7 protein-coding genes and 2 pseudogenes are annotated in these 11,146 nt (G+C 40.4%); 4 read left to right on the top strand and 5 right to left on the bottom strand.

The genetic code is table 11. The annotated features are described in order from the left end of the window. The 4 genes from H5202_RS13090 to H5202_RS13075 form a co-directional block, all read left to right on the top strand. The coding region (locus H5202_RS13090) for an SDR family NAD(P)-dependent oxidoreductase (protein ID WP_182772457.1) at positions 1-493 on the top strand (493 nt) is incomplete at its 5' end. Then, positions 493-1,560 (top strand): phosphotransferase family protein, encoded by a 1,068-nt coding sequence (locus tag H5202_RS13085; protein ID WP_182772456.1) that lies wholly within the window; start codon positions 493-495, stop codon positions 1,558-1,560. The genes H5202_RS13090 and H5202_RS13085, both read left to right, overlap by 1 nt. Positions 1,561-1,562: 2 nt before the next feature. Then, positions 1,563-2,270 carry a histidine phosphatase family protein gene (locus tag H5202_RS13080; RefSeq protein ID WP_182772455.1) on the top strand — a complete coding sequence of 236 codons (708 nt, stop codon included), beginning with the start codon at positions 1,563-1,565 and terminating at the stop codon, positions 2,268-2,270. Between the two features lie 102 nt (positions 2,271-2,372). Continuing rightward, positions 2,373-3,122: an SDR family oxidoreductase gene (locus H5202_RS13075; RefSeq protein ID WP_182772454.1), complete on the top strand. Its 750-nt coding sequence runs from the start codon at positions 2,373-2,375 to the stop codon at positions 3,120-3,122. An 82-nt stretch (positions 3,123-3,204) separates the two neighbouring features. Here the strand turns inward: H5202_RS13075 and H5202_RS13070 are convergent, their stop codons facing one another. The 5 genes and pseudogenes from H5202_RS13070 to H5202_RS24285 all read right to left on the bottom strand — a co-directional run. After that, complete coding sequence (locus tag H5202_RS13070; RefSeq protein ID WP_182772453.1) at positions 3,205-3,738, bottom strand: cell division protein ZapC; 534 nt, start codon at positions 3,736-3,738, stop codon at positions 3,205-3,207. 168 nt (positions 3,739-3,906) lie between these two features. After that, entirely contained in the window at positions 3,907-4,926 is a 1,020-nt protein-coding gene (gene pyrD / locus H5202_RS13065; protein ID WP_182772452.1) for a quinone-dependent dihydroorotate dehydrogenase, read from the bottom strand. A gap of 61 nt (positions 4,927-4,987) precedes the next feature. Next, the gene (locus tag H5202_RS13060) at positions 4,988-9,835 is read right to left on the bottom strand and encodes an NAD-glutamate dehydrogenase (RefSeq protein ID WP_182772451.1); all 4,848 of its coding nucleotides are present in this window, start codon (positions 9,833-9,835) and stop codon (positions 4,988-4,990) included. A 328-nt stretch (positions 9,836-10,163) separates the two neighbouring features. Continuing rightward, a pseudogene (locus tag H5202_RS13055) lies at positions 10,164-11,021 on the bottom strand (efflux RND transporter permease subunit); the annotation flags it as partial. Beyond that, positions 11,021-11,146, bottom strand: a pseudogene (locus H5202_RS24285) (HlyD family secretion protein); the annotation flags it as partial. The pseudogenes H5202_RS13055 and H5202_RS24285, both read right to left, overlap by 1 nt.

Raw genomic sequence — 11,146 nt, 5'->3', positions numbered from 1 at the left:
CTTGTTTGGTATCGTTAACATGTGCCAGCAATTCGTGCCACTTTTCAAACAACAAGGTGTTGGCAGCATTGTTAATGTTGCATCACAAGCTGGATTAACCCCTATTCCATTTATGTCGAGCTACAACGCGTCAAAAGCAGCCGTTGTTTCATTATCAGAAACGTTGCGCTTAGAACTTGCCGACGACAATATCAATGTTAGTGTGTTATGCCCCGGATTTTTTAAAACTAATCTTGGTAATAGTTTGCGCACCCAATTACCGACCATGGAAAAACTCATGGGTAAGCTATTTGATAAGTCCCCCATCAATGCAGCGCAAGTGGCAGACATTGCCTATCAAGGGGAAAAGAACAAACAATTTATATTACTGACCCATCAACAAGGTAAACGGCTTTATCTGTTAAAACGCTTGTTGCCCCTGCGTTGGTATTTTAAGTTAGTGTTAAAACAAACACATCGCCTAAGACAACTGTTAAGGGAGGAGCAGGTTTAATGAACCAACAATATCTAGATAAAGCCAAAGCGGTTCGTACCGGCGAGGAGCTTGATGCTGCGATAATTGACCCGTGGTTAAAACAACATATCGACGGACTTGAGGGAGACTTAACCATAACCCAGTACACTGGCGGTGCATCCAATTGGACTTACTGCTTAAGTTACGCTAATCGGGATTTGATTTTACGCCGCGCTCCAAAAGGCACTAAAGCAAAAGGTGCCCACGACATGGGGCGCGAGTACCGATTACAGCAAGCACTTAAACCTGTTTACCCTTATGTACCCGCTATGCTGGCGCATTGCGATGATGATGACGTATTAGGAACTGAGTTTTATGTCATGGAAAAGCTCAATGGCATTATCCCAAGACAGAATCTTCCTAAAGGATTGACAGTTGATAAGCTGCAAGCCAGAACCCTTTGCACCAATGTGATTGATTGTTTAATCGAATTACACAAAGTGGATATTGATGCCGCTAACCTTAACCATATCGGCAAAGGAGAAGGATATACTCAGCGCCAGATTGATGGCTGGAGCCAGCGCTACACTCAAGCTAAAACTTGGAACGTGCCCTCTGGTAAAAGTGTGATGACTTGGCTACAACAACATAAACCAGCACAAGAAACCATTTGCCTAACCCACAATGACTTTAGGTTTGATAACGTAGTGTTAGATCCAGATGACATTAGCAAGGTCAATGGAATACTCGACTGGGAACTGGCTACACTGGGTAATCCATTAATGGATTTGGGCAATACCCTCGCCTATTGGGTTGAAGCTGATGATGACTTTTTAGCCCAAATGACTCGCCGCCAGCCAACACATCTTGATGGTATGCTCACTCGTGAGCAAGTAGTTAAATATTACTGTGACAAAATGGACATCACTATTGAAGATTTCCGCTTTTATGAAGTATTTGGCTTGTTTCGTTTAGCGGGTATAGTACAGCAAATTTACTATCGCTATCACCACAAACAAACACGTAATCCTGCATTTAAACAATTTTGGATTTTTTCCCATTATTTACTATGGCGATGTAAACGTGCAATGAAGCAAAAAGGATAACCATGGCGAATATCTATTTAATCCGTCATGGACAAGCAAGCTTTGGCGCTAATAACTATGATAACTTATCAAATTTAGGTCATAGCCAATCACGGCATTTGGGTGAGTATTTTAACCAACGCTTAATTCAACCTAACCATGTAATTTGTGGCAACATGACTCGCCATCAACAAACTCGTGATGCTTGTTTATCGACGTTATCACCCCCTTTGTTGCATGATTCATTAAAGATCAGTGCACCTTGGAATGAGTTTGATCATGAAAATGTTATTGCGGTTTATCGACCAGACTTGGCATCTCCAGATGCAATGAAGTACTACCTCCAACAACAGACGTCACCCACCAGAGCCTTTATCGAATTATTTAGCCAAGCTATTGAGCAATGGCAACAACAATCAAATTCCGCTAACGATAGCTATAGCGAATCTTGGCAACACTTTACTCAACGTGTAAGCCAAGGATTACAACAACTCATCGAGCAGACAAATGACAATGACACTATTTTTGTGTTCACCTCAGGTGGCGTCATTAGTGCCGCGATAATGCAAATATTAGCAGTGCCAGAAGGTCAATTTTTTAATATCAATAAACAGCTAGTTAATTGCGGCGTGACCCAGTTACAGTTAAAACGGCAACGATTGAGTTTAATCACCTTAAATGAGCATAGCTTTTTTGATGGATCACAACGCCATTTACACAGCTTAATTTAAGTTATATTCACTTTGTGAGTATCGTTAAGTGACGATGTTCAACACGTTTAGCAAAATAATTAAAATAATTAAAATAATTAAAACAAAAATAAAGAGCACATTATGAAACGGACAAACATATTAATCACTGGGGCGAGTTCAGGTTTAGGCCGCGGTATGGCAATTGAGTTTGCTAAGCAAAATCATAATCTTGCTTTGTGCGCGAGGCGAATAGACCGCCTCGAAGAATTAAAGCAAGAATTGTTGGTGATTAATCCCACTATCCAAGTGTTAATTAAATCACTTGATGTGAACGACCATCCACAAGTATTTGAGGTGTTTAGTCAGTTTAAACAAGAGTTTGGACAACTTGACAGAGTCATTGTTAATGCCGGCATGGGCAAAGGTGCCTCAATCGGCAGCGGTTTTTTTGAAGCAAACTTACAAACTGCGCAAACCAACTTTATTGCCGCTATAGCCCAATGTGAAGCGGCAATGGCTATTTTTAGAGAGCAAAACAATGGCCACCTTGTCACCATTTCATCGATCAGTGCTGTGCGTGGCTTTAGACGTGCTATGACCGTTTATGCGGCTACTAAAGCGGCCTTAACGTCTTTATCTGAAGGAATCCGTATCGATGTGATGGGCACACCAATCAAAGTGACGTGTATACATCCTGGCTTTATTCGCAGTGAGATTAATGAAAAAGTTAAAACGGTTCCGTTTATTGTCGACACTGAGACAGGCTGTAAAGCCATGGTGAAAGCGATCCAAAAAGAGAAAGCTAATGCTTATGTACCAAGTTATCCATGGGCTATTTTACATTGGGTGTTGCGTGTTGCCCCGCTTAGCGTGCTACGTAAAATGAGTTAAATGCCATTAAGCCAATTAACTAAAATAAAAATGCCAAACTATGTTTGGCATTTTTTGATTACACTCATTAATTTCAGCGATTTTAAGCTGCCACGACTTGCCTGGCTTTACGCAAAGGGTGCAAACGATTATGCATGACTTTAATGGTATCGAATTGTACTAGCGATCTGCTGTCGGATAACTGACAGTATTGCGATAAAATCATCACAGTTGCGGTTTGTAAGCCATTTTCAACCACTAAAGCTAATACTTTTGAGTAGCCACAATTAAGTTGAAATAACTTACCGACTTCGCAATAAACACACTCATCACTCTCATCAAAAAACCAAGACTTTGGCATTTGTGATTGTAATAAAAAATGGGCTGCGGTGGCATTTAATGCTGTTTGCACAATACCTGCATCAGAGATATGTAACACTTTAGGAAGCGTTTCAAGCATTTTGATATAGAATTTTGCGTGTTCAAGATTGAATTCAGTTGCGGTTAACGCATCTGGAATTAATAGTTTTGTCTTGTATGGGGTTAAGAACTCCATCTCGGAACCCAATGAAATACTTAGCTGCTTGCAAGTATCATTGTATTCCCAATGCCAGTCCTTGTTTGGCATTAATAACATGGCTATCTGCACCTAAATGATGAACACTTGAGCATAATAGTTTATTTTTCATTCAATATCAAAATTTAATTATAAATTATAACATAAATTTCAGAGTGTTAGCGCGATCGAACGATCTGACATTCGATCGCGGCATGATTTTTGATCAAAAATATAATGCTTTAGTCGTTATTTTGCACTATAAGCTCTAGCGATCTGATCAACTAGTTTAGGTCCTTGGTAGATAAAACCTGTGTATATCTGCACCATGGTTGAGCCGGCATCAAATTTAGCTAAAGCATCTGCTGCACTATTGATCCCACCAACACCAATGATCGGGATCTTACCTTGTAAGCATATCGCTAATTGTTTGATCACTTGGGTTGATAAATCAGCCAATGGTTTACCACTTAAACCGCCCATTTCTTCTGCATGTTGTAATCCAACCACATTATCTCGGTTTAGGGTGGTGTTGGTCGCGATAACACCGTCAAACTGATTATTCACCAATGAGTCAGCTATTGCGCTGATTTCTTCAGCGGTTAAATCAGGCGCAATCTTTAGCGCCACAGGCACATATTTACCGTGTTTAGCTGCTAATTCTGTTTGTTTGGCTTTAATTGAACTGAGTAAGTCATCAAGTAACTCACCATATTGCATTGAACGTAAACCAGGAGTGTTCGGCGAGGAAATATTAACTGCAATATAACTTGCATATTGATAGACCTTTTCCATACAAATTAGGTAATCATCTTTACCCTGCTCTACTGGAGTATCTTTATTTTTACCTATGTTCACGCCAACCATAATGTCAGATTTTTTGGCCATTAAATTACGAACCAGATTATCGACACCTTTATTATTAAAGCCCATACGATTAATTATGCCTTTGGCAGGTTTTAATCGAAATAAACGAGGTTGATCGTTCCCGGCTTGTGGGCGTGGTGTTACGGTTCCTACTTCAACATGACCAAAACCCATCGCATGAAAAGCATCAATTGACTCACCGTCTTTGTCTAATCCTGCTGCTAAGCCAACAGGATTTGGGAACGTCAGTCCCATACAGGTTACTGGAGCAGATTTAACCTGTTGACGATAGAAACAATTTAGCAAATTGTTTCCAGTCATTTTCAAACTGCCAATCGCTATATTGTGGGCTAACTCAGGGTCCATCTGAAACATTACTTTTTGCGCGAGTTTGTAAAACATGTTTTCTCCTAGACCTAAAAAAAACCCCGGCAATCGCCAGGGCTTATTCACATTATAAAAACTACTTCTGACCTTCGCAATGCAAAATCAGCAAGTTCAGTTCTCTTAAGGCGACTGAGAACTTAGCAAATTCATGGGTTTGAGAAACCTTGAAGTCCGCTAACATGTGATACCATCTTTCAAGCAATGGCTTGTTTAATGTAATCCATTGATTAATAACACTATCTGCGTCACAAGTATCTGTACAAGTACGTAATACTGCAGAACTTAATGCACGTTGTTGCCAATCAAGTTCTTCTCTGAATGCCGCACGAGCAAGTGCTTGCCAATGGTTAGCTACAGGTTGAGCACTGATTTGTTCTAAGAACCAATGTAATTCAACTTTAGCACCGAGTTTAAAGTAAGTTTCTGATACCAGTTCAACTGACTTATTCTCAATTTGAGCAATTTGTGCAATGTCTAACGCAGAGAATAATGTACTCATTTTAGCCACAACTTGTGCAACTGCTTTAGGTACATTTTCATTTATTAGCGCTGTAATTTGAGCAGAAATCACTTTCACTTCAGCTACTATCATATACTGGTCAACGTTGGCTTTAAGCTGTTCAAATACAGGCTTAAAGAATGCCACAGTTTGATCAATATCATGAGCACGATTACGATGACGAATAAACCAACGACATGCACGTCGCATATTACGACGCAACTGATGTAACATTTCACCCTGCACATGTGCCGGAATAACACCGTTTAAATCAGTAATAGAAGTAGTTAATTCATCAAGACCAAAGATTTCTCGGGCCATAGTATAACTAATAGCCGCTTCAGCAACTGTTGCACCGGTCTCATCTTGCATACGTTGTACAAAATTAAAGCCCATATCATTGACCAATTCATTGGCTAATGAGGTAGCAATAATTTCACCACGTAGAGGATGCGCAATCATTTTGTCAGCGTACTTTGCTTGTAACTTTTTAGGGAAATAAGCCACTAATAGTTTGCTTAAAAATGCATCTTCAGTGATTTCAGGTGTCACTAGCTGCTCTTTAAGCACCATTTTAGCGTAAGCAACTAATACCGATAACTCAGGACGAGTTAAAGCACGGCCATTGGCTAAACGTTCGGCAAGATCGTCATCAGTTGGTAAGAACTCAAGTGCGCGGTCAAGTTTACCGTCTTTTTCAAGATACTGAATAAAACGAATTTGCTCTTTAAGCTGTGACACACCATGTACTTGGGTAACCGAAATCGTACGGGTTTGATCTTTACAATCTTTAATCACAATTTCACTGACTTCGTCAGTCATGTCTTCAAGTAAACGGTTACGCTGTTTAACGGTTAACTCACCTTCTGCCACTAACGTGTTTAAGAAGATTTTGATGTTAACTTCATTGTCAGAGCAATCAACACCGCCAACGTTATCAACGAAGTCGGTGTTCATACGGCCGCCATTAGCGCAGTATTCAATACGGCCTAATTGAGTGCAACCTAAGTTACCGCCTTCACCGATGATTTTGGCACGTACTTCTTTACCATTAACACGTAAGGTGTCGTTGGCACGGTCGCCTACTTCTGCATTTGATTCTTTGCTCGACTTAACGTATGTACCAATACCACCATTCCAAATCAAGTCTACTGGCATTTTCAGTAGTTCTTTCATCAGTTCAGTTGGGTTCATGGTGTCTTTGTCAGTGTCTAACATCTTCTTGATTTCTGGTGTCAATTTAATTGACTTAGCAGAGCGTAAGAATATCCCGCCGCCTTTAGAAATCAGTTTAGCGTTATAGTCTTCCCAGCTTGAGCGTGGCAGAATAAATAAACGCTGACGCTCAGCATAGCTTTCTGCAATTTTGGGCGTAGGGTCAATAAAGATGTGCATATGGTTAAATGCAGCGACCAATTGAGTTTGCTCAGATAGCAGCATACCATTACCAAATACGTCACCAGCCATGTCGCCAATCGCCACACAACTAAATGGAGTGGTTTGGCAATCTACACCAATTTCACGGAAATGACGTTTAACCGACTCCCATGCACCGCGTGCAGTAATGCCCATTTTTTTATGGTCATAACCGTTACTACCACCAGAGGCAAACGCATCGCCTAACCAGAAGTTGTATTCAATCGCAATCGCATTAGCAATATCTGAGAATGTTGCTGTGCCTTTGTCAGCAGCAACAACCAAATATGGATCGTCTTCATCGTGACGTACAACATCCGCAGGTGGAACCACTTCACCATTAACAATGTTGTCTGAAATATCTAATAAAGCACGAATAAAGATTCGGTAACATTCTTGCCCTTCAGTGAATAATGCTTCGCGACCACCTTCTGTCGGCAGTTGCTTACACACAAAGCCACCTTTTGCGCCTACAGGCACAATCACGGTGTTTTTAACTTGTTGTGCTTTTACTAAGCCTAATACTTCAGTACGGAAGTCTTCACGACGGTCTGACCAACGTAAACCACCACGGGCCACTTTACCACCGCGTAAATGCACACCTTCAACACGAGGCGAATACACGAAAATCTCAAACTTAGGCATCGGCTTAGGCATTTCTGGGATTAAGCTTGGTGAAAATTTAAACGAAATATAGTCTTTAGCTTGTCCACTAACGGCAGTTTGATAGAAGTTAGTTCTTAATGTGGCGTTAATTAAATCTAAGTAACGACGAATAATTCGGTCATCATCTAAACTTGAAACATCATCAAGTTGTAAGTTCACTTGTTCAAGGAACTTGCTTAATGTGCGCGTTTTTAACTTAGGATTAAATTTACGTATAAACATTTTAACCAATAAATCCGCAAGTTTCGGATAACGGCTGAATGTTTCTTCAATATAAGACTGACTAAAAGTCGCGTCTATTTGACGCATGTATTTGGCATATGCACGCAAAATGGACACTTCGCGACCGCTTAAGCCAGTTGAAAGCACCATGCGGTTAAAGCCGTCATCTTCTAGTTTCTTTTGCCACACTTGTAATAAAGCCGTTTGGAAACGATCTTGGCTGTCGGCTAGATTCTCTGTGGCAGCGCCTTGCACTGTCATTAAGAAATCTAAAATCCAGAATGTCGCGCCATCATTTGTTTTCACTTCGTACGGACGTTCATTGATCACGCGTAAACCAAAGTTTTCAAGCATTGGCAACACATCAGACAAATGAATTGGCTCGTCTTTATGGAACAGTTTTAAGCGAACTTTATTGTCATTTAACGCCGACTCTTGTGGCTGGTAGAACAACATGCCTAACTTATGATCATCATCCAAAGCTTCTAAATGCTGCATATCAACCACAGCAGAACTTGGTAATACATCATCTTTATAGCTAGGTGGGAACGCATTTAAATAACGCTTTGTCAGTCCTGTTCCAGCTTGTTCACCCACTGCATTGTTTAATGCAGTGTGCAGTTTGTCATCCCACGAGCGAGCGGCTTCAATAAGATTTTTTTCAATGGCGGCCACATCAACATCCATATTATTATTATCAACTTTGATAATGTAGTGAGTGCGAGCCAGAGTAGACTCAGAAAAATACGTGGTGAACTCAACATCTTCATTACTTTGGAAATGTTGTGCCAAAATGCGTTGAGTGTCTTGACGTAACTTAGTGTTGTAGCGGTCTTTAGACACATATACTAAACACGACAAGAAACGACCATAACCGTCTTTACGCACAAACAGCTTTAACTTATCGCGATCTTGCATTTCCAAAATACCGTGAGCTATGTTTGATAGCTCGCGATCTTTAGCTTGGATTAGCTCATCTCGAGGTAAGTTTTCTAGAATGTTCATCAACGCTTTATAATCATGCGAGCGCGGAGTTAGCCCAGAATTATCAAGAATGCGCTGAACCTTTTCGCCCAATAATGGAATTTCGCGTGGACTACGGTTATAAAGATTTGAAGCATATAAACCAATGAAGCGATCTTCACCAATCACGTTGCCTTTTTTATCGAAACGTTTTACACCAATATAGTCTACATAAGCCGGACGATGTACACGACTTTTAGCAGAACTTTTGGTGAGAACAAGTAAGCTTTCATCTAATGCCTCTTTACGGGCTGAATCAGATAAACTTGAAAGTAATAAACCGCGCTCACTGTGTGAGGTTTTTGAACGGTTCATTAGCCCTAAGCTAGATTCAATATTAGGAACAAGCTCAACATCACCTTCAACACGTTTTAAATCGTAATAACGATAGCCGAGCAAAGTGAAATGATGGTTGTTCAAGTAGTTTAAGAAATCAACTGACTCTTTCAGTTCCGTTTTATCACCAGGGAAAGGGCGTGAAGGTAATTGCTTAATAGTATCGGTTAATGTATCTGACATTAACTGCCAGTCATTGACCGACGCTGAGACATCAGCAAGTACAGATTGAATTTCTTTTTCAATCGCCTTAATGTCAGCATCACTATTTTGTTTATCAATTTCGACCAAGAATACAGCAACATTATTGCTGCTATCTGTCGTGTCATTAACAAATGACACATCTGTCACATTGTTATTATTGCCACGAACTACAGCTAATGGCGTATGCAACATCACGTGGGCAGTGATACCCATTCGATTTAACGCCATTGAGAGCGAGTCAACCAAAAAAGGCATATCAAGTTGGATAACCTCAATAATGCTATGAGTTGACTGCCAGCCATGTTTTGCTTGGCTAGGATTAAATACACGGATGTGTGTTTTATCCTGGGCCGTTTTATTTAGCGCATTCCAAAGGCTCACTACAGCACCATATAAATCACTGTCATTACGAGCATTGAGATCGTCTTTTGACATATGTGCGTAGAGGCAATTGGCAAATTGCTCAACTTGTTTGGCTTGAGAATGAGGGATTTTTGTGTGAATTAAATTGACTACATTTTCCAGTAGTACTGAAGGCATTGCATCTTTCAAGGCCATTTTGCAGATTCCTTAAGCGTCTATGGCAGCGCTCTTATCATTATATGGATGCTTCGGCTTGTTGATTCTGTCGGTCCGAGTCATTTTGTGTATATCACGTAAATAACTGTTTTTCGTTTAACAAAAGAAACTCATATTTGAGATCTGGTGCAAAGTTTATTACTAAATTGCTGCTATATCGAGGAAAATTTTAGTGGTACATCCTCTATAAATCCAGTCGACAGCATAGATTAGTGTTTAAAATGACATTTAAGTCGTTTGCATAGAGTAACTATGCAAATAAAAAAGGGAGCTAAGCTCCCTTTTTTATTTTAATTACATGTTTTAGTTACTTTTTCGGCCAAAACATCGCAGAAAGTGCTGGTAGAATAATAATTGCTCCCAACATATTCACTAAAAACATAAATGTGAGCAAAATCCCCATATCCATTTGGAATTTAAGGTCTGAGAAGAACCAAGTGCTCACTCCAATGGCTAACGTTAGGCCGGTAAAGATAACCGCACTACCACGTTCAACGAGTGCTTCGAAATATGCTTGTTGCACCGGCATGCCATTACTGAGTTTATTGGACATCGTCGACAAGATATAAATGCCGTAATCGACACCAATACCCACACCTAATGCAATCACCGGTAAGGTACTCACCGCTAAACCAATATCAAGCAAGGTCATTAATGCTTGCGCTAATGTTGATACCACATAAAGTGGAATAATTACCGCAATTGTCGCTTTGAGTGACTTAAAGCTAATTAAACACAGTACAAACACAGCGCCATATACATATAGCATCATTGGTAACTGAGCTTCGCTCACGGCTTCATTTGTGGCGGCCATGACACCAACTGGACCAGATGCTAACTTAAATTGCAAAGTGTCAGAGTTAAGTTGTGCGGCAACCGCTTTAACTTTGTCTACAACCACCTCAATGGTTTCAGCTTTGTGATCTTTTAAGAACAAGTACACTGGCATCACAGAACAATTACTATTGAGCAAACCAGATGTTGTCGGTACTTGGCCAACGGCTTGGACTAAACTCGCGGTGGTACGCGGTAAAATCTCCCACTTAGGGTTACCTTCGTTAAATCCTGCATTCACTTTCTTAGCAATAGAAGCCAAGCTTGCCGTTGACTCAACCCCAGGTGTATTTGCCATCATCCATTCGAACTGATCTATTTGTGATAACAGTATTTAGCCGCTTGCCATTGAGTGTAAGCTTCATCACGTTTTTGCCGTGCGACAACACCTTCATCAAATAAGTTTTCAATTCGTTGATACGTTTTTAGGCCAAGTTCGGTGGCAGCCTTGGCTTT

The organism is Shewanella sp. SG41-4, assembly GCF_014164505.1.
GTDB lineage: Bacteria > Pseudomonadota > Gammaproteobacteria > Enterobacterales > Shewanellaceae > Shewanella.
The sequence above is the reverse complement of the archived record's forward strand: the minus strand, read 5'-3'. Positions and strand labels throughout refer to the sequence as shown.

What these genes read in the sequence shown, in the direction of transcription:
- H5202_RS13085 (WP_182772456.1), top strand. Translation starts at nt 493, where the DNA reads ATGAACCAACAATATCTAGATAAAGCCAAAGCGGTTCGTACCGGCGAG.
- H5202_RS13080 (WP_182772455.1), top strand. Translation starts at nt 1,563, where the DNA reads ATGGCGAATATCTATTTAATCCGTCATGGACAAGCAAGCTTTGGCGCT.
- H5202_RS13075 (WP_182772454.1), top strand. Translation starts at nt 2,373, where the DNA reads ATGAAACGGACAAACATATTAATCACTGGGGCGAGTTCAGGTTTAGGC.
- H5202_RS13070 (WP_182772453.1), bottom strand. Translation starts at nt 3,738, where the DNA reads ATGTTATTAATGCCAAACAAGGACTGGCATTGGGAATACAATGATACT.
- pyrD (WP_182772452.1), bottom strand. Translation starts at nt 4,926, where the DNA reads ATGTTTTACAAACTCGCGCAAAAAGTAATGTTTCAGATGGACCCTGAG.
- H5202_RS13060 (WP_182772451.1), bottom strand. Translation starts at nt 9,835, where the DNA reads ATGGCCTTGAAAGATGCAATGCCTTCAGTACTACTGGAAAATGTAGTC.